At 63.8% G+C, this 23,324-nt stretch carries 24 protein-coding genes; 16 read left to right on the top strand and 8 right to left on the bottom strand.

Translation table 11 applies throughout. The features are described from left to right. Positions 1-4: 4 nt before the first annotated feature. Positions 5-772, top strand: coding sequence for a transporter substrate-binding domain-containing protein (locus tag GWG65_RS10945; protein ID WP_275195591.1), 768 nt, complete (start codon positions 5-7; stop codon positions 770-772). Between the two features lie 47 nt (positions 773-819). On the opposite strand, the gene GWG65_RS10940 is transcribed toward GWG65_RS10945, so the two are convergent. Further along, positions 820-1,464, bottom strand: coding sequence for a glutathione binding-like protein (locus tag GWG65_RS10940; protein WP_275195590.1), 645 nt, complete (start codon positions 1,462-1,464; stop codon positions 820-822). 112 nt (positions 1,465-1,576) lie between these two features. On the opposite strand from GWG65_RS10940, the gene GWG65_RS10935 reads away from it, so the two are divergent. Next, on the top strand, positions 1,577-2,248 hold the full coding sequence (locus tag GWG65_RS10935) for a TetR/AcrR family transcriptional regulator (protein ID WP_275195589.1): 672 nt from the start codon (positions 1,577-1,579) through the stop codon (positions 2,246-2,248). A 194-nt stretch (positions 2,249-2,442) separates the two neighbouring features. Here GWG65_RS10935 and GWG65_RS10930 read toward each other — a convergent pair whose 3' ends face one another. Further along, positions 2,443-4,410: a methyl-accepting chemotaxis protein gene (locus tag GWG65_RS10930; protein WP_275195588.1), complete on the bottom strand. Its 1,968-nt coding sequence runs from the start codon at positions 4,408-4,410 to the stop codon at positions 2,443-2,445. Between the two features lie 317 nt (positions 4,411-4,727). After that, a complete protein-coding gene (locus GWG65_RS10925; protein ID WP_275195587.1) occupies positions 4,728-5,693 on the bottom strand; it encodes a glyoxylate/hydroxypyruvate reductase A in 966 nt (321 codons plus the stop codon). Between the two features lie 142 nt (positions 5,694-5,835). On the opposite strand from GWG65_RS10925, the gene GWG65_RS10920 reads away from it, so the two are divergent. The 4 genes from GWG65_RS10920 (at position 5,836) to GWG65_RS10905 (ending at position 8,685) form a co-directional block, all read left to right on the top strand. Next, positions 5,836-6,204, top strand: coding sequence for a YciI family protein (locus tag GWG65_RS10920; RefSeq protein ID WP_148742971.1), 369 nt, complete (start codon positions 5,836-5,838; stop codon positions 6,202-6,204). Then, positions 6,201-7,502 carry an RNA polymerase sigma factor gene (locus tag GWG65_RS10915; protein ID WP_275195586.1) on the top strand — a complete coding sequence of 434 codons (1,302 nt, stop codon included), beginning with the start codon at positions 6,201-6,203 and terminating at the stop codon, positions 7,500-7,502. The genes GWG65_RS10920 and GWG65_RS10915 overlap by 4 nt, the downstream gene beginning before the upstream one ends. Before the next feature lie 232 nt (positions 7,503-7,734). After that, on the top strand, positions 7,735-8,271 hold the full coding sequence (locus GWG65_RS10910; protein ID WP_275195585.1) for an SRPBCC family protein: 537 nt from the start codon (positions 7,735-7,737) through the stop codon (positions 8,269-8,271). 39 nt (positions 8,272-8,310) lie between these two features. Next, positions 8,311-8,685, top strand: coding sequence for a VOC family protein (locus tag GWG65_RS10905; protein ID WP_275195584.1), 375 nt, complete (start codon positions 8,311-8,313; stop codon positions 8,683-8,685). A gap of 111 nt (positions 8,686-8,796) precedes the next feature. Here the strand turns inward: GWG65_RS10905 and GWG65_RS10900 are convergent, their stop codons facing one another. The 3 genes from GWG65_RS10900 to GWG65_RS10890 all read right to left on the bottom strand — a co-directional run bounded on the left by GWG65_RS10900 (position 8,797) and on the right by GWG65_RS10890 (position 11,092). Beyond that, positions 8,797-9,141 (bottom strand): hypothetical protein, encoded by a 345-nt coding sequence (locus GWG65_RS10900; RefSeq protein ID WP_275195583.1) that lies wholly within the window; start codon positions 9,139-9,141, stop codon positions 8,797-8,799. A gap of 694 nt (positions 9,142-9,835) precedes the next feature. After that, positions 9,836-10,228 (bottom strand): hypothetical protein, encoded by a 393-nt coding sequence (locus GWG65_RS10895; RefSeq protein WP_275195745.1) that lies wholly within the window; start codon positions 10,226-10,228, stop codon positions 9,836-9,838. A 75-nt stretch (positions 10,229-10,303) separates the two neighbouring features. Further along, positions 10,304-11,092: an SDR family oxidoreductase gene (locus GWG65_RS10890; protein WP_275195582.1), complete on the bottom strand. Its 789-nt coding sequence runs from the start codon at positions 11,090-11,092 to the stop codon at positions 10,304-10,306. Between the two features lie 245 nt (positions 11,093-11,337). Here GWG65_RS10890 and GWG65_RS10885 point away from each other — a divergent pair, with 245 nt between their 5' ends. From GWG65_RS10885 to GWG65_RS10865, 5 genes are all read left to right on the top strand, one after another. Continuing rightward, the gene (locus GWG65_RS10885) at positions 11,338-11,703 is read left to right on the top strand and encodes a nuclear transport factor 2 family protein (RefSeq protein ID WP_275195581.1); all 366 of its coding nucleotides are present in this window, start codon (positions 11,338-11,340) and stop codon (positions 11,701-11,703) included. A gap of 233 nt (positions 11,704-11,936) precedes the next feature. Continuing rightward, positions 11,937-12,344, top strand: coding sequence for a YciI family protein (locus tag GWG65_RS10880; RefSeq protein WP_275195580.1), 408 nt, complete (start codon positions 11,937-11,939; stop codon positions 12,342-12,344). Positions 12,345-12,409: 65 nt separating this feature from the next. Further along, a complete protein-coding gene (locus tag GWG65_RS10875; protein ID WP_275195579.1) occupies positions 12,410-12,775 on the top strand; it encodes a YciI family protein in 366 nt (121 codons plus the stop codon). 86 nt (positions 12,776-12,861) lie between these two features. Then, the gene (locus GWG65_RS10870; RefSeq protein ID WP_275195578.1) at positions 12,862-13,602 is read left to right on the top strand and encodes a TetR/AcrR family transcriptional regulator; all 741 of its coding nucleotides are present in this window, start codon (positions 12,862-12,864) and stop codon (positions 13,600-13,602) included. Between the two features lie 120 nt (positions 13,603-13,722). After that, complete coding sequence (locus GWG65_RS10865) at positions 13,723-14,211, top strand: DUF2852 domain-containing protein (protein WP_275195577.1); 489 nt, start codon at positions 13,723-13,725, stop codon at positions 14,209-14,211. Positions 14,212-14,369: 158 nt separating this feature from the next. Here GWG65_RS10865 and GWG65_RS10860 read toward each other — a convergent pair whose 3' ends face one another. After that, positions 14,370-15,533 (bottom strand): acyl-CoA desaturase, encoded by a 1,164-nt coding sequence (locus tag GWG65_RS10860; RefSeq protein ID WP_275195576.1) that lies wholly within the window; start codon positions 15,531-15,533, stop codon positions 14,370-14,372. Between the two features lie 621 nt (positions 15,534-16,154). Then, complete coding sequence (locus tag GWG65_RS10855; RefSeq protein ID WP_275195744.1) at positions 16,155-16,670, bottom strand: DUF2231 domain-containing protein; 516 nt, start codon at positions 16,668-16,670, stop codon at positions 16,155-16,157. A 458-nt stretch (positions 16,671-17,128) separates the two neighbouring features. Here GWG65_RS10855 and tolQ point away from each other — a divergent pair, with 458 nt between their 5' ends. From tolQ to GWG65_RS10830, 5 genes are all read left to right on the top strand, one after another. Next, a complete protein-coding gene (gene tolQ / locus GWG65_RS10850; RefSeq protein ID WP_018641591.1) occupies positions 17,129-17,845 on the top strand; it encodes a protein TolQ in 717 nt (238 codons plus the stop codon). A 42-nt stretch (positions 17,846-17,887) separates the two neighbouring features. After that, positions 17,888-18,337 (top strand): protein TolR, encoded by a 450-nt coding sequence (tolR, locus tag GWG65_RS10845; protein ID WP_275195575.1) that lies wholly within the window; start codon positions 17,888-17,890, stop codon positions 18,335-18,337. Positions 18,338-18,341: 4 nt separating this feature from the next. Next, positions 18,342-19,295: a protein TolA gene (locus tag GWG65_RS10840; protein WP_275195574.1), complete on the top strand. Its 954-nt coding sequence runs from the start codon at positions 18,342-18,344 to the stop codon at positions 19,293-19,295. Between the two features lie 41 nt (positions 19,296-19,336). Continuing rightward, positions 19,337-20,686 (top strand): Tol-Pal system beta propeller repeat protein TolB, encoded by a 1,350-nt coding sequence (tolB, locus tag GWG65_RS10835; RefSeq protein ID WP_275195743.1) that lies wholly within the window; start codon positions 19,337-19,339, stop codon positions 20,684-20,686. A 244-nt stretch (positions 20,687-20,930) separates the two neighbouring features. After that, positions 20,931-23,261 (top strand): EAL domain-containing protein, encoded by a 2,331-nt coding sequence (locus tag GWG65_RS10830; protein ID WP_275195573.1) that lies wholly within the window; start codon positions 20,931-20,933, stop codon positions 23,259-23,261. The last annotated feature ends 63 nt before the right edge of the window (positions 23,262-23,324 follow it).

The following is a 23,324-nucleotide window of genomic DNA, read 5'->3' as shown; positions in this document are numbered from 1 at the left end:
CGGAATGAAGGCAATTCTCTCGCTTATGGTTGGTGCCGTCATCGGACTGTGGGGGCCGGTGCAGGCGCGAACCCTGGACGCGATCCGTTCGTCCAGCGTACTCGGGTTATGCGCCCATCCCAATTCGCTTCCGTTCGCGAGCAAGGCCGGCGATCCTCCCGGCTTTCAGGTTGAATTGGGCCAGGCGCTGGCACGCGAGCTCGGCGTCTCGCTGCGGCTCGACTGGATCATCACCCAATACCAGATGCGGAGCACCGGCTGTGACATACTTCTCGATGTCATTGCCGACCGTGAGGCGCAAGGCGAAACCCGCTTGAGGATCTCAAAACCGTATTATCGCACGGGCGTCGCACTCGCCGTGCCGCCATTCAGCACGCTCGCCTCGTTCCAGAGCCTCAACGAGCATACCAAGGTTGGGGTGCAGGTCGGATCCGTCGCGGCCATGATCATCAGTCGACGGCACGTGCCTACATCGACCTTCGGCTTCGAGAGCGACAGCCTCGATGCCCTGTTAAACCATGAGATCGATGCCGCTGCGGTTACTCCCACGGCGGCGAGCTATTTCAATCTGACGCATCCGGACAAGGCACTCCGCATCCTGGATCGTGACGAGAGCGTAACCGATCTCAACTGGAACGTTGCCGTCGGCATGGTCCGTCCGGATGATGCGTTCCGCGAAGCCATCGATGGAGCCCTCGAACGATTGCGAAACGACGGCGCGATCGATCGGATATACGGCCGCTACGGGGTCGTACTGCAAGCGCCGAGGTAGCAGCCATCGTCCCGGCCGCCGTTGCCGGGACGATCTCTCGAATGTCGCTACGCCGCCGCCTTCTTCCGCGCCTGTTCGGCCTTGTACAGCTCGAACTCCTCCGCGATCGCCTTCGCGATCGAAGGCCGCTGCCGCAGACGCTCATAGTAGGCCTTCACGTTCGGCCATTTCGCGAGCTCGATCGGCGGCGTCGCCATGGTCCAGTTGATCACCGTGACGAGGTAGGCGTCGGCGACGCTGAAATGATCGAGCAGGAATTCGCGGTCTTTCAGGTAGTTGTCGAGATAGTCGAGCCGCGACAGGTTCTTCTCCAGCACGTAGGCTTTTGCTTCCTGCGGCGCCTTGCGGTCGAGCACGGGCACGAACAGGCCCTTGTGCAGCTCGGTCCCGATGAAGCAGAGCCATTGATGCAGGCGCGTGCGCTCGATGCCGGGTCGCGTGCCGATGCCGGACTGCGGAAAGAGGTCCGCGACATATTGCAGGATTGCGGCGTTCTCGGTCAGCACCACGCCCTCGTCGGTGCGCAGCGTCGGCACCAGGCCAATCGGGTTCACGGTGCGAAAGTCGGAGCCGTCGTTCAGCACTGTCTTGGTCGACGGGTCGATTTCGAGATAGTTCGCCTCGGCGCCGGCTTCATACAGCGCGACGCGGGTCGCCATCGAACAGGCGAGCGGCGAGAAATAGAGATCCATCTGTAGCCTCCTTGGGCAAATTCCCTGGGTGTTTCTTCGGAACTCAACCTGGCCAGATTGATTTTTGTACTGTCTTGCATATTATATCGATGGTCAAGGATTATTTTGCGAAATGGTACAAAAACATAAGGGGCCGCCCGCGGCGGCATCCGAGCAACCCAAGCGACGCGGCCGTCCGCGCGCGTACGAGCCTGACGTCGCGCTCGGCAAGGCACTCGACCTGTTCCGCACGCAGGGTTTTGCCGCGACCTCGCTCGACGATCTCAGTGAAGCCACCGGGATGAACCGGCCGAGCCTCTATGGCGCCTTCGGCGACAAGCGCGAGCTCTACATCAAGAGCTACCAGCGCTACCGCGACGACGCGCGCGCCTCGATGACCGAGATCTTTCGCGAGGAGATGCCGCTGCGACAGCGTCTGGAGGGCATCTTCGCCTGCGCGCTGAACATCTATCTCTCAGGCGAGACCGGTCCGCGCGGCTGCTTCACGGTGGTCACCGCGGCATCCGAAGCGGTCAGCGATCCCGACATCCGCGCCATGGTGCTGGAGGGTCTGTCCGAGCTCGATAAGGCCTTTGCCAATTGCTTCCGCCGCGCCAAGGAAAAGGGCGAATTGCCCGAGACCGCCGATCCAACCGTGCTGGCGCAACTCGCGTCCGCCACCGTCCACACCATCGCCATCCGCTCGCGTGCGCGCGTGCCGCGCAAGGAGCTGGAGGCAATCGTGACGGGTGCGATTGATGTGATGGTGGGGGCGAAAGCTAACTCTGCCGTCGTCCCGGCCTAGTGCGCAATTGCGCACGGGGGGCCGGGACCCATAACCACAGGGAGTAGTTTGACGAAGACTCTCGGTTAAGTGTTTAACCGGTACTTGCACCGCGCCTTATCGATGGATCACGCGGTATGGATCCCGGCCCCCCGTGCGCAATTGCGCACTAGGCCGGGACGACAACGAGTTTGTAGTGAGATATCCCGCATCCGCTACGCCGCGCGGATATGTGCGAGGAAGCGGTCCACCTCATCGCGCAGCCGTTGCGACTGTTTCGACAGCTCGACCGCCGAGCCCAGCACTTCCTCCGCCGCCGTGCCCGTGGCGGCGATGCCGTCGGTGACGCCGGCGATGTTCTGCGAGACTTCGCCGGTGCGGGCCGCGGCCTGCTGGACGTTTTGTGCGATCTCCTGGGTTGCCGTGCCCTGCTGGCCGACGGCGGCAGCGATTGCGGCCGATATTTCGTCGACTTGCTGAATCGTCGCGCAAATCGACTGGATGCCTTCCACGGCGCCACTGGTCTCGCCTTGCACGGCCGTGACCTGCGCACCGATCTCCTCGGTTGCCTTCGCGGTCTGGGTTGCCAGCGCCTTCACTTCGGAGGCGACGACGGCGAAGCCGCGGCCGGCCTCGCCCGCGCGCGCCGCCTCGATGGTGGCGTTGAGCGCCAGCAAATTGGTCTGCCCCGCGATGCCGCTGATGAACGAGACGACGTCGCCGATCTTCTGGGCCGCCTCGGCCAGGCTCTGCACGCGTGCATTGGACTGCCGTCCGTCGCTCGCGGCCTTGCCCACCACCTCGGTCGCATGAGCCAGCCGCCGGCTGATCTCGGTCATCGACGACGACAATTCTTCGGCGGCGGCCGCGACCGTCTGTACGTTCTCCGAGGCGAGCGCCGAGGCCGATGACACCGTGCGCGTCTGCTGCCGCGACTGCTCGACGATGGCCGACATCGAGCGCGCCGTGTGCTCCATCTCGACCGCGGCCGCGGACACCGTGGTGACGACGTCGCGGATGCTGGCCTCGAAATTGTCGGCGAGCGCGGCGAAGGCGCGCCGCTTCTCCGCTTCGGACTGCGCCTTGGCGTCGGCCTGGTCGGCCTGGAGCTTGTTGAAGTTGACCGCATTGTCGCGGAATACCGCAACCGCCTTCACCATCGCGCCGACCTCGTCATTCGCCTTGCTGGCGGGGATGGCGACGTCGAGCCGACCGTCCGCGAGCTCGCGCATCACGGAGGTGATGGACAGGATCGGGCGCGAAATGCTCCGGGCAATGAGATAGCCGACGATCGCTGCCAGCACGAGTCCGAGCGCGGCGATGCCGATCGCCAGCAGCCAGGCGCGGTCGGCGGAGGCCTCGTAGTCGCCATTGTCCATCACCAGCTCGACCGCGCCGAGCGGCTTGCCGGAAAAGTCCTTTATCGGTCCGAGTAGCGCGGCGACCGGCGTGCCCTCGAGGTTGGCCCGCCGCACGGTGAAGCCACCCTCGGTGGCGCGGCCGTACTCGGCCGCATCGAAGAAGCTCCTGCCCTTCAGCGTGCCGCCGAACAGCTTGAAGCCGCTGCCGTCGACAAGATGGAAAGCGACGTCGACATGGCGGTTGGTCTTGAAGTCGTCGAGGAACGGCTGGCCGAAGGTCAGGCCGAACTCGACGCTGCCGAGATGCTTGCCGCTTTGCGCGATGGGCACCACGCCGCGAATCCCGAGTCCGGCGACCCCGCCTTCGAGGCCGACCACGACCCTGCGCTCCTGGTTGGCGATAAGTACGGTCTTGCGGAAGCCCGAAAGGTCGTCGCCGAATTTGGCGGGCTGGTGCACGCGCAGATACGACGTCGCCGGCGGCACGTGGAACTGGAACTGATCGACGCCATAGTCCGACTTGATGGCCGCGAATACGGGCCCGAACAGCCGCACCAGCGCCTCGCGGTCCTGCTTTGCCATGGCCTCCTGCGTCGCCGGCATCGCCGCCGCCACGGCGCTCATCGCGGCGGCGCGGTGCGATTCCTCGGCGATGCGCGATTGCAGGGCGTCGTAATGGCTGCGTAGCTCGCGCTGGTCGGCGCGATCGATGATGCCGGCGATGATCCACATCGCCCCGAGCACGGCAAAGAGCGCCGTCGCCGCCGCCGTCACCGCCAGCGCAACCGTGATCCGCATCCTGAGGTCGAGTGTCGCCCGCATGTCCGACTCGTTCTTTGCGCGTTGGTCAAGAACGTCTATCAACTTCTCGCTAAGAGAGGGTGAACGGGAGTGGGGGGAGCAGTGGTTGTGCGGGCAATTTGGGACGGCGGCTCGAGCCAAATGAAGAATGTCGTCCCGGCCTAGTGCGCAATTGCGCACGGGGGGCCGGGACCCATAACCACAGGATTCAATTTGGCGAAGACCCGTCGTTCGGGACTCGTACCGCCCACACCCGGTAGATTCCGCGGTATGGGTCCCGGCCTTCGCCGGGACGACACTGACTGTGAGGCGCCTGCGCTCTCCAAAATCCAGGGCGCCTAATACCCCCGTGCGCGGTCCACCACATTCTCCAGCGCGCCGCCGGCCTCGAACCGCGCGATCTGCTCGGCGACATAGGCTGAGATTGCTTCCGCGTCGGTGTCGGCGGCGTTGTGCGGCGTCAGCACCACCTTGGGATGGGTCCAGAGCCGGCTGTCCGCGGGCAGCGGCTCCTGCACGAAGACGTCGAGCGAGGCGGCACCCAGCGTGCCGTCGTCGAGGCAGGCGAGAATATCGGTCTCGTTCTGAAGGCCGCCGCGGCCGGCATTGATCACGACGGGCGCGCCGAGCGGGCTTTTGCGGCTGAGCTTTGCGAATACGTCGCGGTTGAGGATGCCGTGTGTGTCCGGGGTCAGCGGCAGCAGGCAGACCAGGATGTCGGTTGCGCGCAGGAACGCATCGATCTGCGCGGCGCCGTGGAAGCACGCGACTCCCTCGATGGCACGCGGACTGCGGCTCCAGCCCGCGACACAGAAGCCAAGCCGCCGCAGCACGTCGGCCGCGTCGGCGCCGAGCGTGCCGAGCCCCATGATTCCAACCGTGACGGCGCTCGCCGGCCCCTGATATTTCGGCTCCCAGCGCTTCTCACGCTGCGACTGCCGCAGGTAAAGCTCCTGGCGATGGTGCATCAGCACGTGCAGCACGACATATTCGGTCATGCGGCCCGTGAGGTCCGGCACGGCGACGCGGACCAGCGGCACATCGGGTAGGCTCTTGTCCGCCATCAGAGCATCGACGCCCGCGCCGAGATTGAAGATCGCACGCAGATTGGAGAAGGCGCCAAGGTCGCCCGGCACCGGCTTCCATACCGCGGCATAGTGCACTTCCGCGGGATCGAGCCCGGCATCGGGCAGCAGCACCACGCGGCGGCCGCCACAGACCGCGTCGAACCGGGCCTTCCAGCGCTCCGGCAGCCAATTCTGCTGCGTGCTGTTGATCAGGACGGCCAGTGTGCCTTTGGTCATTCATGTGCCTCGTCGGTTCCGCTTTGAAAGGCCCTCCTTGGCATGAACGGGCGGATTTTTCCTGCAAATTATTTCCGCAATCCTGTCGGGGCGAGGCATATTGGTTCGTCTTCAGAACAAGAGTTCAAGGAAAGTACGACCCATGCTCTACGCCATTCTTTGCTATCACGATGAGGACTTCGTCGGCTCCTGGAGCAAGGACCAGGACCAGGCCGTGATGAAGAAGCTCGCCGTGGTGCAGGACAAGCTCACCAAGGAGGGCCGGCTCGGGCCGGTGGCTCGGTTGTTGCCGACCACCGCGGCGGCGACGCTGCGCAAGGAGGATCCGCCGCTGGTGCTCGACGGTCCCTATGCCGAGACCAAGGAGCAATTGCTCGGCTTCTACATCGTCGACTGCAAGAATCTCGACGACGCGCTCGACGTCGCGCGCGACCTTGGTGCCGCTAATCCCGGCGGCGCCTACGAAGTGCGCCCCGTCGGCGTGTTCAGGCCCGGAGGAAATCTGACGTGAGCGAGGCCGATACTGCCTGGATCGAGACCGCGCTGACCTCGGCGCGACCCCAGGCCGTCGGCGCGCTGCTCCGCTACTTCCGCGATCTCGATACCGCGGAGGAGGCTTTCCAGAACGCGTGCCTGCGCGCGCTGAAGACCTGGCCGCAGAATGGACCGCCGCGCGACCCCGCGGCCTGGCTTATCATGGTCGGCCGCAACGTCGCGATCGACGAGGTCCGCCGCGCGCGCAAGCAGGCGCCGTTGCCGGAAGACGACCAGGCGATCTCCGATCTCGACGATGCCGAAGGCGCGCTCGCCGAGCGGCTCGACGGCTCGCACTATCGCGATGATATTTTGCGGCTGATGTTCATCTGCTGCCATCCGCAACTGCCGGCGACTCAGCAGATCGCACTCGCGCTGCGCATCGTATCGGGATTGACGGTGAAGCAGATCGCACGCGCCTTCCTGGTGTCGGATGCGGCGATGGAGCAGCGCATCACCCGCGCCAAGGCGAAAGTCGCAGAGGCCGGCGTGCCGTTCGAGGCGCCCGGCCCGCTCGAGCGCTCCGAGCGGCTCGCCGGCGTCGCGGCGATGATCTACCTGATCTTCAACGAAGGCTATTCGGCGAGCGGCGATACTGCGGAGATCCGCAAGCCGCTGTGCGAAGAGGCGATCCGGCTGGCGCGGCTGTTGCTGCGGCTGTTCCAGAGCGAGCCGGAGATCATGGGGCTGACGGCGCTGCTGCTGTTGCAGCATGCGCGCAGCAACGCGCGCTTTGCCGACGACGGCTCGCTGATTCTGCTGGACGACCAGGACCGCTCGCTGTGGAACGGCACCATGATCGCGGAAGGATTGGCGTTGATCGACAAGGCGATGCGCCACCGCCGCAGCGGGCCCTACCAGATCCAGGCCGCAATCGCCGCGCTGCATGCGCGCGCGGCAACGCCGGCAGAAACCGACTGGGCGCAGATCGATCTGCTCTACGGCGCGCTGGAGTTGGTGCAACCCTCGCCGGTGGTGACGCTCAACCGGGCGGTGGCTGTCTCCAAGGTGCGGGGGCCGCAGGCCGCGCTGGACGTGATCGAGCCGCTGGCGCCGAAACTTGCCAACTACTTCCATTTCTACGGCGTGCGCGGCGCCTTCCTGATGCAACTCGGCCGCAACGACGAAGCTCGCATCGCCTTCGACCGCGCCATCGCGCTTGCCAACACCTCGGCCGAGGCCGCCCACATCCGCATGCATATTGACCGTCTGATCAGGGACAGCCAGCCAAAGGACGTTAACGGCGGCGCCAGGCAGGGCGCGAAGACGAAATAGGGCGGGCCTACATCAACGTCGTCATAGCCGGGCTTGTCCCGGCCATCCAGGTTCTGTCTTGCTCTCCGAGTACGTGGATGCCCGGGACATAGGCGAGCGGAAGCGACGCCGTCCTTCGGACGGCTATGCCCGGGCATGACGCGAGGTTGGCAGCATGCCAAAAAAGTTCTGTTCCGTGTTGTCGGCCCTAGCCCGTCCACTTCGTCCTAAGCCTGTATCCCGGGAGCCATTGATGCTAAAAGCAGTTGCCATCGTCGCCGTCGTGTTCGCGGTCGGTATAGCTGCCGTCCTCGTGCTGGCGCTGACCAAGTCCGACACTTTCCGTGTCGAACGCAGCCTCGCCGTGAAGGCGCCGGCCGATGCGATCTATACGCAGGTCGCCGATTTCCACCGCTGGACCGGTTGGTCGCCCTATGAGGGCCGGGATCCCGCCATGAAGCGGACGTTCGGCGGCGCGGCGCAGGGCAATGGCGCCGCCTATGCCTGGGACGGAAACAACAATGTCGGTGCCGGCCACATGGAAATCCTCGAGGCGAATGCGCCGTCGAAACTTCGCATCAAGCTCGATTTCGAACGTCCCTTCGAAGGCCACAACACCGCCGAGTTCACTTTTGTGCCGCAAGGCGATGCAACACTGGTCACATGGGCGATGTACGGTCCGGCCCCGTTCATGTCCAAGGTCATGCAGGTCTTCATCAACATGGACAGCATGATCGGCAAGGACTTCGAGGCTGGCCTCGCCCGCCTGAAGAAGCTCACCGAGAAGTAGCGAGCCTCACTGCCAGAAGGTGAAACAAGGAGAGAAACGATGCTCAATCCCTATCTGTTCTATCAGGACACCTGCGAAGCGGCGTTCAACTATTACGCCAAGGTTCTCGGCGGAAAGATCGATGCGATGATGCGCGCCTCCGACGCGCCGCCGGACGTGCCCGCCGCACCCGGCCGCGAGAAGACGATCATGCATGCACGGATGTCGCTGCCCGGCGGCAGCGTGCTGATGGCCTCCGACGCGCCGCCGGAGCATGTTCAGAAGCCGCAGGGCTTTTCGATCTCGCTGACCGTCGCCGACGGCGGTACGGTCACCATGCCCTTCGGCAAGACGTTCTGGGCCAAAGGCTTTGGCATGTGCGTCGACAAGTTCGGCATTCCCTGGATGGTGAACTGCCCGGCGGAAGGGATGTGAGCGCGGGCGTGATCGCCCGATGCATCAACTGGCGCCCCCCTTCTCTCTGCGTTGTTGCGGGAGAGGGGGAGCGCATGAGTTGTCAGTGCGTGCGCTCGGCCGTGGGTTCCCTCAACGGACCGATCCCGTCACGTCTTCGCTTGGCGGCGGAACGCAGCGAGGGCAGATCACGAGCTTCGTGCCGAGCTGTCTGTCATTCTCCGCTTCGATCTCGTCATGGACTGCCCACCATGCATCGGAGTACGGGCGCAACGTAGCCAGCACTCTTTCCCGTTCCCGATTGGGATCGCTCGCGGCGGGTGCTTGATTCACCACACGACGCTTCGTGACGGGGGGCCGGTTCGGATCCTGGCCGAGGCCGTCCCATGCGATGGGGCGGCGCTCCTGCGCCGCCGCCACTGTGTATCCCGTGATCGCTGCGCAGAAAGTGAGCAGGATAAAGCCGTGTCGAATCATGCCGGGCCTTCGGTGCAGTACGCGTCACGCAAACATCCACGTGGGAAACTTTGCATCGCGTCCGTCAATGGAACTTAAGGGAAACAACGTAGCCGGCATGGCCGAATATCGAATCATGCTTCGCATTACATTGCGAGAGCAGTGAGGCCGCTTCGTGAAAGGTGCGGCCCGCATCGCACAACAATTGGCGCAAGATTAGGCTGTGAACTCCGCGTCAGAATCGTTAATTGTCGTTCATAAAATCTACAAACTAGGGTGGGGCGTGACTTGGAAGGGGAGCGACCGATGGCGGCGGCGCTGCAAATCAATTTTGCTCTGTGGGGAATGCTGATCTGCGCAAGCATGAAGCTGGCGCCGTTGATTCAGACTTTCCTTTAGAAGAACAACCAGTCTGTGATGATCACGGCTCCCTCTACGAGCACGTAGAGCCAGCCAACGGTTGCGACTGCGCTCGCGGAGAGAAACGTCAGCGCGAAAGCAAGCTCGCTTCCCGATGCTGGTCATGAACGCCTCCGCCAACATCCGAGTTCGTGGCGTCGGATGTGCCAAGCCAACTTGACCTTAGTGTGGCGCAGTTCGCAGATGCAGCACATTTCACCGACGCTGCGCGTCGCGTCAGCTCATGAGCAATGCGGGCTAATCGTCCGACACCGGCGTGTTGATCCGCGTCACGCTGCTGCGGGCCGTCGAATCGTCATCGGCAGCGCGAAAAGATCGCGGCGAGATCGCGCCCCTTCAATACGAGCAACCGCGATGTGAGGCCGCCGTGGCGGCTGATCCAGTCGCGCACCGGACCTGGATAGGCTTGCAGCACCGCTTCGGACGCTTCCGGCTCGGCATAGAACCGCCCGCGCCGGTCGACCGAACGTGCCGCATGGAAGCCGAGCGCGGCGCGCTTCGTGACACAGATGCGCTCACCCGGCACGATGCTCAGCACCAGCGTGCAAGCGGACAGGCAGGGCCCGTCGATCACCACGCGCTCGCCGCTTTCGCGCACCTTCTCGAACAGATCGAGGAACGTCCCGACCTGGCCGCCCGGACTCTGTATGATGCGGATTTCGGCGGCAGCGGGTGTGGCGGCGAACATTACCGCTGCGAGCGCCCAGGTCTTGACGATCGTCGTGATATGCATGGAACGCTCCACGAACTCGATCCCCAGGGCCTACGCATTGCGGCGCTGTCCGCGCAGCGTCGGCAGACCGATGCCGGCCGCATCGAAGCCGCCATCGACGGCCAAAATTTGGCCGGTGATGTAGCTGGACCGTTCCGAGCACAGGAAGAAAATCGCTTCCGCGAGTTCCTCTTCCAGGCCGTAGCGGTTGAGTGGAATGGCATCGTGATAGTCGGCGCGGATCTCCGGCGAATGCACCTGCTTGGCCATCGCGGTGTCGACCGGCCCCGGCGCCACCGCGTTGACGCGGATGTTGAGGGACGCGAGCTCAACCGCGAGCTGCTTGGTCAGATGCGCAAGCCCGGCCTTGCTGGTGCCGTAGGCCGAGCGCAGCGTCGAGGCCCGCACCGCTGAGATCGAGGTGATGTTGACGATGGCGCCGCCGCTGCGGTCGCGCATCAGGGGCACGGCCGCCTTGGTGCAGAGAAACGGGCCGGTGAGGTTGACTTCGAGCACGCGGCGCCAGTCGGCGTCCGATGTCTCCATCAGCGGCGCGAACACCGCAATCCCGGCATTGTTCACCAGTGCGTCGAGCCGGCCGAACTGCCGCTCGATCGTCTTGATCGCGGCGCCGACCGCGGCCACGTCCGAGACGTCGCAAGTCAGCGCCAGCGTCGCCTCGCTTTGGCCGATCTCGGCGACCGCGCGGCCGAGCAATTCGCGCTCGATATCGAGCAGCGCCACCCGCCAGCCCTCGGCCAGAAATTTTTTCGCGGTCGCAAGTCCGATGCCGCGCGCGGCTCCGGTGACGAGGGCGACTTTTTGCGGGGCTTGCGGCATTTTGCTGATCTATCCAGTGTCCGGGAGGTCGGTTGCGCGCGAGCGCCGGCTCCTTTTACTTCGCTTTCGCTCTGATGAGAAAGGCCCAGCCCCGCCAATCGAGCGGAACGGGCGCGATCGGCAGAAAGGCCGCAGCGCAAGCTGCCGAAAATATTCTACGTTCCGGCAACGCAACGCTTGGCGCGATGTCGGACCGGCCACCGCTGCATCGTCTTTCAACGGGGTGTTGCCGAGGAGACCGATCGATGCCTGACGACCGCGAGAGCCTGATCCGGAAGCTATTTGCCGCCTACCTTGCCAACGACCGGCAACGGGTTGCCGACGCGCTGGCCGACGAGTTCCGCTTCACCAGCCCTTTCGACGACGATCTCGACAAGGCGGCATATTTCGAGCGCTGCTGGAGGGATACCGGCTGGATCGCGCGTCATGACATCGAGCGCATCTTCGTCGCCGGCGACGAGGCCTTCGTCACCTATCGCTGCCTGGCAACGGATGGCAGGAGCTTTCGCAACACCGAGTTCCTGACATTTGAAGGCGGCAAGGTGCGCCGCATCGATGTCTATTTCGGCGCCGCCTTCCAGGACGGCCACTTCGTGCCGCAGTCGCGCTAGCGGGCGGCCGAGACCTTCGGCACAAGACGTCTGCAACAAGACCTCCGGGCCAAGACCTCCAAAATAATTCTACCCCCGGTGTCGGTCTTGTAAGAGGGCGCTCGTCTTACAGGGGAGTGCGAGCCAGCTCGGCCCCCAAGAATGTCGGCGACGCTGGCCGCCATGGATGAATGGATTCCGGGCCTGCGCCTTGCGGCGCATCCCGGAACGACGAGAAAGGCGAGGAACACCCCATGCGATTCATGATGCTGATGATCCCGCTCGGTTACGAGACCGCGCCGCCGGACGTTCAACTCGATCCCGAGCGCGTCGCCGCGATGATGCGCTACAATGAGGCGCTGAAGGATGCGGGCATCCTGATCACCCTCGACGGCCTGCATCCGCCGTCGACGGGTGCGCGTATCTCGTTTGCAACGGGCGAGCCGATTGTGACCGACGGTCCCTTCGCCGAGGTCAAGGAAGTCCTGGGCGGCTACTGGATGATCGAGGTTGCCTCGCGCGACGAAGCCATCGCCTGGGCGAAGAAATGTCCGGCCTCGCCCAACGAAATCATCGAGATCCGGCAGGTGCAGGAGATGAGCGACTTTCCGCCTGAGGTGCAGCAAGCCGCCGCGGGCTTCGCCGACCTGATGAACAAATAGCCAAGATGGCGGCCACGGCCGAAGCCCGAATTTTTGTCGGACCCATCAAACCTGAGGAGACACCCATGAGCACCGAACACACGTTTCTTGCCATCTATCTCGGCAGCAAGACCGGCACAAAGATGGCGGCCTGGCAGGCGATGCCTGAGGCTGAACGGAAGGCGAAGGAGCAGGAGGGCATGGCCGCCTGGCACGGCTGGGTCGAGAAGCACAAGGCCGTCATCGTCGAGATGGGCGGCCCGCTCGGCAAGACCCGGAGGATCGACGCCGGCGGTGTCACCGAGGTCAGCAATGCGCTGACCGGATTCACGGTGGTCCGCGCCGCTTCGCAGGAGGCTGCCGCAGAGCTGTTCAAGAACCACCCGCATTTTGCGATCTTCCCGGGCGAGGCGATCGAGGTCATGCCGGTGCTGCCGATCCCGGGCCGCTAGTCGCCCCGCAACGGCGGGACATGCAGTTCATCAAATCCCGCCTGCGCTAGTGACCTTCACGTCCAGCTCATGTAAAAGCCGTTCACATGAGCTGGCGCAAGGAGACGCGCCGCGCCGAGCGCGGCTATCACCACGGCAATCTGAAGGAAGCCTTGTTGCAGGCCGCCCTCGGATTGATCGCCGAGAAGGGCGCCGCCGGGTTCACCTTTGCCGACGCCGCGCGCATGGCCGGCGTCAGCGCCGCCGCGCCGTACCGCCATTTCCGCGATCGTGACGAACTGCTGTCCTCGATCGCACAGCGCGGCTTCGAGCAGTTCGAAGCGCGCCTGACCGCGGCCTGGGACGACGGCCGGCCTGATACGGTCACGGCGTTCGAACGCGTCGGCAAAGCCTATCTCGCTTTTGCCCGCGAGGAGCCCGCCTTCTACAACGCGATGTTCGAATCGGGCCTGCCGGTCGATGCCAATCCGGCGCTCCAGGCTGCCAGCGAACGCGCTTTCAACATCATTCGCGCTGCGGCCGAACGGCTTGCGGCCCTGGCACCGCCCGGTACGCCGCGACCGCCGGCGCTGATGATGGCGCTGCACATCTGGTCGATGGCGCACGGCGTGGCCTCGCTGTTCTCGCGTGGCGATGCGGCGCGACGAAAACTGCCGATGTCGCCGGATGAGCTGCTTGAAGCCGAGGTGCTGATCTATCTGCGTGGGCTCGGCTTCCCGACCGACCGGCGACCGCCTGCGAAAAGCGCCGAGCCGCCGCCGGTGCCGCCGGTGGCACCCTCCGGTTCTGGCGTGCCGCCCGGCGGCCCCTGGGGCAAGCCGAAATAAAATTGCGCAAATAAATGGCCTGCCCTGTCAGGCGGCCGGCTTGACAAAATCGCGGGATGGTCTAGCTATGTAAATGTTATTTACATTCACAACGGCGCTGATGCCGTCATGGAGAAGGAAATGGCCTACACCGCTGATGTCAATCGATGGCGCGGCCCTTCGGACCAACACTACGAGCGCCCTCACATGCTCGATACGCCCTGGCACCCCGGCTGGATCGCGGTGACCATCCTCGGCTTCATCATCTGGTGGCCGATCGGACTTGCCCTTCTCTTTTTCACACTCGGGAGCCGAAGAATGTCGTGCTGGAATCACTCGGATCGCTGGCAGAACAAAATGGAGCGGATGCAGTACAAGATGGACCGCATGCGCGGCCGCATGGAGCGTCGCGGCTTCGGCTTTGGCTTCGGCCCGCCCTCGAGCGGCAACCGCGCCTTCGACGAATATCGCACCGAGACGCTGCAGCGGCTCGAGGAGGAGCAGGTCGAGTTCAAGAACTTCCTCGACCGTCTGCGCCACGCCAAGGACAAGGAAGAGTTCGACCAGTTCATGGCGCAGCACAAGACCCGTCCGACCCCGCCGCCGCCGACCGACCAGCCGCAAGGTTGATCCGGAGGCCGACCTGGAAGCCGACATCTCGCAAAGCCTTCAGGCGCATGCCCCCAAAGTCCTGATGGCCCCGAGCCGCCCGCCTGCGCATCCCGCAGGCGGGCGGTTTGGTTTTGAGGGGAATGCGGCTGGCGGCCGCGACATTCAGAGCGTCTTGGTCAGCTCGCCGTGGCAAGCTGTGCGCGAACCGACGTCAGGAAATGTTCGTAAGCGTGATCCACGATCTCGTTGAGCGAACGCGTTCGCGCGAACATCGCCTTGGCCTCGGCAAGGAACTCGTCGCGGGTCGGTATCTTCGGCAAATGCAGGTGCGTCAGCGCATCGACGCCTTCATGGGCGCGATTGAGGATCTCCTGCAGCGTTGGCCATTGCAATTGGGCCAGATCGGCGCGGCGCCGTGCCGACGAGATCGCATCCGCCAGAGTCTGTGCATCGAACCGTCCGGCCAGTTCGCGGGCCGCGCGGTTGATCACGCGAGCACCGAGCGGCTGCTCGTTGCGCAGCACCTGTTCGGGCGGCGCCTTCATGTTCCAGACGATGCCGATCCAGGACAAGACCTTCAGGATGTAATAGGTCACGTCGATTTCCCACCAGCGAAAGCCCTGTCGCACGCTGCTCTGGTAGGCGTGGTGATTGTTGTGCCAGCCTTCGCCAAGCGTGAACAACGCCAGCAGCCAGTTGTTGCGGGAGTCGTCGCCGGTCACGTAGCGCTTGCGTCCATGCACATGGGCGAGCGAGTTGATGCAGAAGGTCGCGTGATAGAGCAGCACAGTGCTCCAGAGGAAGCCGACGACCAGACCGGACCAGCCCGCAATCAGGAAGCAGAGCGCAGCAAGCGCAACGGCCGGCAGGAGCTCCAGCCGATGCAGCCACATCAGCTCCGGATAGTCCGCGAGATCGCCGACCTTCACCAGATCGGTCGCGTCGTGCTGCCGGTGGAAAATCCAGCCGACATGGCTGTACAGGAAACCGCGGTGACGCGGCGAATGCACGTCGATTTCGGTATCGGAATGCAGATGATGGTGTCGATGCTTGGCCGCCCACCACAAAACGCTCTTCTGCGCAGTGCTCTGGGCGAGGCAGGCGAGGATGAACTGAAAGACCCGGCTGGTCGCAAACGCGCGATGCGAAAAGTAGCGATGGTAGCCTGCTCCGATCGCAAACATCCGCACGACGTACAGTGACACGCAGATCGCGAGGGCCTGCCACGTGATGCCGGTCCAGATGGCCGCAACGCAGCTGAGATGGACCAGCAGGAACGGCAGGGCGGAGGGATACATGACGTCGTCGTGGTGGTCGTCGGCGGGGGCGTTGGGCGACATATTTCAGCGAGACCTTGGATGAGGCGGGTGTGGAATTTGCTCGGACGCGCCAAGGCGTCCCGCGTGCGAAAATCCCTGGGGTGGCGGACCACCGCGGGGTCTTGAACGAGATGTTTTGAGGGTACATCCCTGGTCAAGCAGTGCGGCGGAGTTGGTCGCCGCTCACAGGGCGTGCAGATTGTCCGGGGTCGAGTTGCCCATCGAGGTCATATGCAGTCTGCCCAAGTTGTTGGCTGAGATGTCGTTGGCCGACACACTCCTGGCCGAAACTCGATCATTTATATGGTTGCACATGACTGCCATGCAAGCTCGTAGTCTCACGGGAGCTGCGATGCGGCGTCGCGGTTGCCGCCGACGCAGCCTGGTGCGCGGGGAGCGCCGACGGCCTATATTCGATTCACAAGGAGCGAGGCGGCGATGGCGCTGCAAGTCTGGCGCGTCTCTGTTTCAGAACGAGGCGTCGAACGTCTTGCAGGTCAGCATTCATCCGGCAGCACACATCGGGACCAATTGCCCCGAACCCGCCTCGGCGGCCTGCCCCGCCAATCGAACCACCGGCTTTCAATCTCCGGGGACTGCAATGAAGCCGGCAAATCGTGATCGGCGTCGCAGTGCCGCTGCTCAAGCCGCGCGCCGGCCCTCGCTGCCATGCTGCGGCGTGACCGGCTCCGAACTGGTCTGGCCCGGTGCGTCCAGCACGGCAACGTGGTGCCGGTGGACCATCTCCCAGCCCTTCCATCCCGTGAACAGGAGGATGCCGACGACGACCAAAGAGAGCACCACGCCCCACGGCTTGATCGCGGCCTCCGCGCCTTGGGCATAGCGGAGATAGAAGTTGATCAGGGCCAGCACGACCGCCGCGAGATTGCCGGCCATATGGTACCAGGCGTCATTGAGGCTGCGAATGCGGGGCTCGCTGAAGAAGTCCGTAAAGCCGGCCACGGCGGCAACGAGCGCCATGACGATACCGGCGCCGATCAGCCACATCGCCGCCCTGGCCCAGAAGCCATCGCCGGTGCCAATGAACGCCAGATCGGCGATCGGCGCGCTGACCAGGAATGCCACGGGAAACGGGATAATCATCGGGTGGAGCGGGTGATCGCCGATGGCGGCGGTCGTCTTGGGGTTGATGGTCATGGCAAAACCTCGGAAGGTGATTTTCGGGACAATTTTCCGGATGATCGCTGGTTCCTCCCCAGGAAGCTGGGCTTCGCTTCTCTTTCGGCGTGCGGTAAAGGGACGGAACTGCATCTCCCTGTTGGGGGCGCCACGCACCTGCCCCCAACCGCCTGCACTGGCTACCTTTCCCGCAGCCAAATTCGGTCCCGGTAACCGCGCATTAACCAACGCCGGGCTCTGGTAATTGCGGACAATCGCGCCCAAAGCCCGAAGTCAAGGCCTTGGGTCGGGGCCCTTAGTTTTGACATCTTGGCAGGGAATGCAGACGGCCGGCTTTGGACGAGCCCTGCACCCCAGAAAAGACCAGGCTTTAAGCGGGCTTGCCGGCTGTGCCGGTTGGCGCGGCTGTTGGGGAACCGGCAGCCATATGCTGCCGGGGGACGTTGGATAACGATCGCCTTGAGAGGATACTGCTTATGAATCCGGCCGACGTGGCTCAGTCAGCCCTTCCGGTTGCCGCTTCCGCGGACGTGTCGCTGATTGCGCTGTTCTGGCAGGCTCACTGGATCGTGAAAGCCGTCATGCTGGGACTTCTGTCCTGCTCGGTCTGGGTCTGGGCGATCGCGATCGACAAGATTTTCCTGTTTGCCCGCACCCGCCGCTCGATGGACCGCTTCGAACAGGCCTTCTGGTCCGGCGAGTCGATCGAGGAACTCTATCGCACGCTCTCGGCCAAGCCGACGCATTCGATGGCGGCCTGCTTCGTGGCGGCGATGCGGGAGTGGAAGCGCTCGTTCGAAAGCCATGCGCGCTCGGTCGCGGGTCTTCAGATGCGTATCGACAAGGTGATGAACGTCTCGATCGCGCGCGAGGTCGAGCGGCTGGAGCGCCGGCTTCTGGTGCTCGCGACGGTCGGCTCGGCCGGGCCCTTCGTCGGCCTGTTCGGCACGGTCTGGGGCATCATGTCGAGCTTCCAATCGATCGCGGCGTCGAAAAATACCTCTCTGGCGGTGGTCGCCCCCGGCATCGCCGAGGCGCTGTTTGCGACCGCCGTCGGTCTGATCGCCGCCATTCCTGCCACTATTTTCTATAATAAGTTCACCTCCGAGGTGAACCGGCAGGCCCAGCGGCTCGAAGGCTTCGCGGATGAATTTTCAGCCATTCTGTCGCGTCAGATCGACGAGCGGGGCTGACGACGGCATGTATAGTGTCAGGGCACATTTGGGCAGCAGATCATGGGCATGAACGTAGCCAGTTCGTCCGGCGGCGGGCGCCGCAGCCGGCGCAAGCCGGTCATGGCCGAGATCAACGTCACGCCGATGGTCGACGTGATGCTGGTGCTGCTCATCATCTTCATGGTCTCGGCGCCGCTGCTCACGGTCGGCGTGCCGCTCGACCTGCCGCAGACCCAGGCCAAGAGCCTCGAGCAGAACGACCAGAAGCCGATCCAGATGTCCGTCGACATCAAGGGCAAGGTGTTCATCGCCGACGCCGAGATCGCGATCAACGAACTGGTGCCGAAGCTCAAAGCGATCACGGATGCGCGCGGCGGGCTCGAGGAACGCATCTACCTGCGCGCCGACAAGAAGGCAGATTACGGGACCGTGGCCAAGGTGATGGGCTTGTTGTCCGGCGCCGGATTCAAGAAGCTGGCGCTGGTCACGGAAGTGGAGCAGGGGTCCTAAGCCGGTGAAGGTGAATGTCGACAAGACATTGGTTGCGTCAATCGCCCTCCACGTCCTCGTGATCGGATGGGGGCTGGTCACCTTTAGCAGCAGGGCTTTCGTCGCGCCGGAAGAGTCGCTCCCGATCGACATCATCTCCAGCGACCAGCTCGCGCAGATCACCGCTGGGCAGAAGACTGGCGAAAAGGACAAGCCGAAGCCCAAGGTCGAGAAGATCGCGGAGGCCAAGCCCGAAGAGGACGCCGTCGGCAAGGTCACCGAGAAGAAAGAGCTGATCAAGACCAACTCGACCCCGGAGCCGCCGCCAAAGCCCGTCGAGAAGCCGGTCGAGAAGAAGCCCGAGCCGCCGAAGCCGGTCGCCGAGGCCAAGCCGAAAGAAGAGCCGAAGCCGCAGGAAAAGAAGCCTGATCCGGCCAAGGAAGATCCGATTGCCGAGCTCCAGAAGAAGCTGGAGACCAAGAAGCCGCCGCCCAAGCCGCCGGAGCCCAAGGTCGCGGCGGTGCAGCAGCAGCCCAAGCCCAAGGAGCGCCCGTTCGATCCGGCGCAGATCCAGCGCGAACTCGACAAGCGCGCAACGACCCGGCACGAGCTCACCGGGACGACAATGAATGCATCCGCTTCGCTGGGATCGACGACCGGGACCGCCGTTACCAACGTTGCGACCTGGCGAGGCGCTTTCCAGGGTGCGGTCAAGCGCTGCTTCACGCCCACCTATAACGGGCAGGACGCCGATCAGTACGAGGCCGACATCGATATTCCCATGAAGATCGATGGATCGCTCGCGTCCGAGCCCATCGTCGTCGCGGTGAGGGGACCCTCGCGATCCATTGCGCAGGCCGTGGCGGAGAGCGCCAAGCGCGCCATCGTGCAGTGTCAGGTCTATTCGTTCATGCCAAAGCAGCAGTACGACAGCTGGAAGCTCATTCCGATGACATTCGGCCTGAAAGATATGTTGTGACATCCGAACAAAAGAATTTTGCGATGAATGACGTCCGATCGATGAACCGCCGCCGCTTCATGACCCTGACCGGATCGACGCTTGCGATGCTCGGGGGCGGACGGGCCTTCGCCCAGCAGGCCCAGCCGCGGCTCCGCATCGACCCCACCGAATTTCAGCCTGTACCGATCGCGATCACCAACTTCCTGCCGGGCTCACCGTCCGACGGCGACGTCGGTAACGGCGTCACCCAGGTCATCACGAACAATCTCAAGCGCTCGGGCCTGTTTGCCCCGATCGACCAGGCTGCGTTCATTGAGCGCATCAGCAACATCGACGTGGCGCCGCAATTCCAGAACTGGAAGACCATCAACGCGCAGGCGCTGGTCACCGGCCGCATGACGCGGCAGCCGGACGGCCGGCTCAAGGCCGAATTCCGCCTCTGGGACGTGGTCTCCGGCCAGCAGCTCGCCGGCCAGCAATATTTCACCTCGCCGGAATATTGGCGCCGCATCGCGCATATCATCTCCGACCAGATCTATGAGCGGATGACCGGTGAGAAGGGCTATTTCGACAGCCGCGTGGTGTTCGTGGACGAGACCGGTCCGAAGGAGCGGCGCGTCAAGCGGCTCGCGATCATGGACCAGGACGGCGCTAATGTGCGCTATTTGACCCGCGGTGCCGAACTCGTGCTGACGCCGCGCTTCTCGCCGAACTCGCAAGAGATCACCTACATGGAGTTCGGCCAGGGCGATCCGAAGGTCTATCTCTACAACATCGAGACCGGGCAGCGCGAAATCGTCGGCAACTTCCCTGGGATGACCTTTGCGCCGCGGTTCTCGCCGGACGGCCAGCGCGTCATCATGAGCCTGCAGCAGGGCGGCAATTCCAACCTGTTCGTGATGGACCTGCGCTCGCGCTCGACCACGCGCCTCACCGACACGCCGGCGATCGACACTTCTCCTTCTTACTCCCCCGATGGCACTCGCATCTGCTTCGAGTCCGATCGCGGCGGCAGGCCGCAGATCTACGTGATGGCCGCGGGCGGCGGCGCGGCGCAGCGCATCTCCTTCTCCAAGGACGACACCAACGCCAGCTACTCGACGCCGGTGTGGTCGCCGCGCGGCGACTACATCGCGTTCACCAAGCAGGGCGGCGGGCAGTTCTCGATCGGCGTCATCAAGCCGGACGGCACCGGCGAGCGGCTCCTCACCTCTGGCTACCATAATGAGGGGCCGACCTTCTCGCCGAACGGTCGCGTGCTGATGTTCTTCCGCGATCCCGGCGGCGCCGGCGGACCGTCGCTGTTCTCCGTCGATATCTCGGGCCGCAACGAACTTAAGGTGCCGACGCCGGGCTTCGCGTCCGATCCGGCGTGGTCGCCGCTGCTATCCTCAACGTCCGGTCAGTAGCGGCCGGACCTCGGCGCGCGTTCGCTTGAACGCGCGCCTTTTTTCGAAAACTTTGCGAGATGTTTGTCCGCGGCAACAAATCTTTAAGGTTGTGCCCGGCAAACTTTTCCCAGTGCTTTGTTTCTATTGGCTTATTTCGATTGTTGAGGGTTCAAAACAACTCGACTTTAACGATGTTCCCTCAGAAAGACTTCACCTGAACTAGGTAGAAGTACGCGCCGGACAGGATGCGCGTACAAATCAGATGCAGTTCGACAGCCAGAGCGGAGAGATCGATCAAAAGTCCTCGCCGAACCTTTCGGCGGCGCTGATCGATTCACTGTTCGAAGCGTCCGGCCCGTTGCTCGCTGGTATAGTCTTCGTCGCATTTGCGGCAAGCCTGACGGCGCTGAAGACGGGACAAAGTATGCTTTGGGCATGCGTCCTGTTTCTTATCGTCGCGGGCGCGATCCGGGTGTTCGATCTCCGGCGCTTCAGCCCCCGCAAATCGGCCCTCACTGCCGAAGAAGCCGGCAAGTGGCAGAAGCGCTACCGAGTTGGAGCACTGATCCAGGCTGCTGCTATCGGCACGTGGTGTTCGGTCGCCCTATTGAGCAACGACGATGCCGTAGTCCACCTCATTGCCCTGTCCGTCACCACCGGCATTGTGGCGGGCGGAGCGGCCAGGGCCTACGGGCGGCCGTCGATATTTCACCAGCAGGCCATGCTTCAGTTCGGTCCGGCGGTGATCGCACTGGCGGTGCGCGGCACGCCGTACTACATCGCCATGGCGTTCGTGAGCGCCGCGTTTTTGCTTGCCGTGATGCAACTTTCGGCCAATCTGCACAGAATATTCATGCGCGCGGTCGTGGCGCGGGGACGCGAAGCGGCGCTTGCGGGCCAGTTCGACACGGCTTTGAACAACATGCCGCACGGGCTTTGCATGTTCCGTGTTGACGGACAGCTGGCGGTCATGAACCATCGCTTCGGCGCGATGATGAACCTGCCGCCGGCTATCACGCAGAGTGGCACTAATGCGCGTGACATCGTTGCGGCGTGCGTGGCCGCCGGATCCGTGTCGGCCGCCAGCGGCGAGTTGATCGTCGCTGCCGTCGAGAGTTCGCAGGCCAAAGAGATCATCACCTCCGATCCCGACATGCAGCGAAACCGCTCACTGTCCTGGACGACCCAGCCAATGGCCGACGGCGGCGCGGTGGTGCTGCTCGAGGACATCACGGAGCGGCGCAGCGCCGAGGCCAAGATTACGCACCTGGCACGCTACGACGATCTCACGGCGCTGCCCAATCGCGTCCATTTCCGCGATGAGATCGAGAGGCTGCTGGCGGACTCGCAGCACGCCGCGTCCCTTTCGGCGCTTCTGTTCATCGACCTCGACCAGTTCAAGCAGGTCAACGACACGCTGGGTCATCCCTGCGGCGACCAGCTTCTATGCGCGGTCGCCAACCGCCTGCGCGAAATGTTGCGGCCGGAGGATTTCGTCGCCCGCTTCGGCGGCGACGAATTCGTCGTGTTCCAGCAGAACATCTCTTCGCCCGAGGACGCCGCGAGTCTTGCCCGGCGTATCGTCGAGCGATTGAGCGAGCGTTACCGCATCGATAATCACCTGGTCGAGATCGGTGCCAGCGTCGGGATCGCGCTAACCTCGCCGGACGGGACCAGCGCCGATACGCTGCTCAAGAACGCCGACATGGCGCTGTACCGTGCTAAGGCCGACGGCCGCGGCACCTTCTGCTTTTTCCGCGACGAGATGGCGGCGACCGTCGAGGCCCGCCGCATTCTCGAGCTTGACCTGCGCAAGGCGCTCGCCAACGAGGAATTCGAGCTGTTCTACCAGCCACTGGTCAATTTGAAGTCGGGCAAGATCACCACCTGCGAGGCGCTGCTGCGCTGGAATCATCCGGTGCGCGGGACGGTCTCGCCGGTCGACATCATTCCGGTCGCCGAGGACATGGGCCTGATCGTCGATCTCGGCCGCTGGATCCTGCGCCGCGCCTGCATGGAATGCATGAAGTGGCCCGAAGGCGTCAGCGTCGCCGTCAACTTCTCGCCGCAGCAATTCCACCAGCGCGACGTGCTGAGCGAGATCCGCTACGCGCTCGAGGTCTCGGGGCTTCCCGCCCATCGGCTGGAGATCGAGATCACCGAGTCCTCGCTGTTGCACAACACCCAGCTCACTCATGACATCCTGTCGCAATTGCATGCGCTCGGCGTGCGCATCTCGCTGGATGATTTCGGCACCGGCTATTCGAGCCTCAGCTATCTGCACAACTTCCCGATGCAGAAGGTCAAGATCGACCGCTCCTTCCTCGAGGGCATCGACACTGACCGCCCGCTGACGCTGCTGCGCGGCGTGGCGAGGCTATCCGCCGACCTCGGCATGTCCGTGGTTGTAGAGGGGATCGAGACCAGCGAGCAGCTCGAGCTCATCAGCGCCGATGGCACCGTCACGGAAGCGCAGGGCTATCTGTTCAGCCGTCCGGTCCCTGCGGTGCGGGTCCGCCAATTGCTCAATGCCTCGCATGGCAACCGCATGCAGGACCAGCTGATCGTCGTCTCCTCGCGGTCACTCGCCTAATTCGCGCGACGCGCGATCCTCACAGATTTTGATTTGAGACCAGGCTGTACCCGTGGTTTTGCG

The organism is Bradyrhizobium sp. CSA207 (genome assembly GCF_029051685.1).
In the GTDB taxonomy this organism is placed as follows: domain Bacteria; phylum Pseudomonadota; class Alphaproteobacteria; order Rhizobiales; family Xanthobacteraceae; genus Bradyrhizobium.
This window is presented reverse-complemented; position numbering and strand designations above follow the sequence as displayed.

What these genes read in the sequence shown, in the direction of transcription:
- GWG65_RS10910 (WP_275195585.1), top strand. Translation starts at nt 7,735, where the DNA reads ATGCTAAAAGCAGTTGCCATCGTCGCCGTCGTGTTCGCGGTCGGTATA.
- GWG65_RS10885 (WP_275195581.1), top strand. Translation starts at nt 11,338, where the DNA reads ATGCCTGACGACCGCGAGAGCCTGATCCGGAAGCTATTTGCCGCCTAC.
- GWG65_RS10890 (WP_275195582.1), bottom strand. Translation starts at nt 11,092, where the DNA reads ATGCCGCAAGCCCCGCAAAAAGTCGCCCTCGTCACCGGAGCCGCGCGC.
- GWG65_RS10925 (WP_275195587.1), bottom strand. Translation starts at nt 5,693, where the DNA reads ATGACCAAAGGCACACTGGCCGTCCTGATCAACAGCACGCAGCAGAAT.
- GWG65_RS10870 (WP_275195578.1), top strand. Translation starts at nt 12,862, where the DNA reads ATGAGCTGGCGCAAGGAGACGCGCCGCGCCGAGCGCGGCTATCACCAC.
- GWG65_RS10945 (WP_275195591.1), top strand. Translation starts at nt 5, where the DNA reads ATGAAGGCAATTCTCTCGCTTATGGTTGGTGCCGTCATCGGACTGTGG.
- GWG65_RS10865 (WP_275195577.1), top strand. Translation starts at nt 13,723, where the DNA reads ATGGCCTACACCGCTGATGTCAATCGATGGCGCGGCCCTTCGGACCAA.
- tolB (WP_275195743.1), top strand. Translation starts at nt 19,337, where the DNA reads ATGAACCGCCGCCGCTTCATGACCCTGACCGGATCGACGCTTGCGATG.
- GWG65_RS10905 (WP_275195584.1), top strand. Translation starts at nt 8,311, where the DNA reads ATGCTCAATCCCTATCTGTTCTATCAGGACACCTGCGAAGCGGCGTTC.
- GWG65_RS10930 (WP_275195588.1), bottom strand. Translation starts at nt 4,410, where the DNA reads ATGCGGGCGACACTCGACCTCAGGATGCGGATCACGGTTGCGCTGGCG.
- GWG65_RS10940 (WP_275195590.1), bottom strand. Translation starts at nt 1,464, where the DNA reads ATGGATCTCTATTTCTCGCCGCTCGCCTGTTCGATGGCGACCCGCGTC.
- GWG65_RS10935 (WP_275195589.1), top strand. Translation starts at nt 1,577, where the DNA reads ATGGTACAAAAACATAAGGGGCCGCCCGCGGCGGCATCCGAGCAACCC.
- GWG65_RS10920 (WP_148742971.1), top strand. Translation starts at nt 5,836, where the DNA reads ATGCTCTACGCCATTCTTTGCTATCACGATGAGGACTTCGTCGGCTCC.
- GWG65_RS10895 (WP_275195745.1), bottom strand. Translation starts at nt 10,228, where the DNA reads ATGTTCGCCGCCACACCCGCTGCCGCCGAAATCCGCATCATACAGAGT.
- GWG65_RS10875 (WP_275195579.1), top strand. Translation starts at nt 12,410, where the DNA reads ATGAGCACCGAACACACGTTTCTTGCCATCTATCTCGGCAGCAAGACC.
- tolQ (WP_018641591.1), top strand. Translation starts at nt 17,129, where the DNA reads ATGAATCCGGCCGACGTGGCTCAGTCAGCCCTTCCGGTTGCCGCTTCC.
- GWG65_RS10880 (WP_275195580.1), top strand. Translation starts at nt 11,937, where the DNA reads ATGCGATTCATGATGCTGATGATCCCGCTCGGTTACGAGACCGCGCCG.
- GWG65_RS10900 (WP_275195583.1), bottom strand. Translation starts at nt 9,141, where the DNA reads ATGATTCGACACGGCTTTATCCTGCTCACTTTCTGCGCAGCGATCACG.
- tolR (WP_275195575.1), top strand. Translation starts at nt 17,888, where the DNA reads ATGGGCATGAACGTAGCCAGTTCGTCCGGCGGCGGGCGCCGCAGCCGG.
- GWG65_RS10830 (WP_275195573.1), top strand. Translation starts at nt 20,931, where the DNA reads ATGCAGTTCGACAGCCAGAGCGGAGAGATCGATCAAAAGTCCTCGCCG.
- GWG65_RS10860 (WP_275195576.1), bottom strand. Translation starts at nt 15,533, where the DNA reads ATGTCGCCCAACGCCCCCGCCGACGACCACCACGACGACGTCATGTAT.
- GWG65_RS10855 (WP_275195744.1), bottom strand. Translation starts at nt 16,670, where the DNA reads ATGACCATCAACCCCAAGACGACCGCCGCCATCGGCGATCACCCGCTC.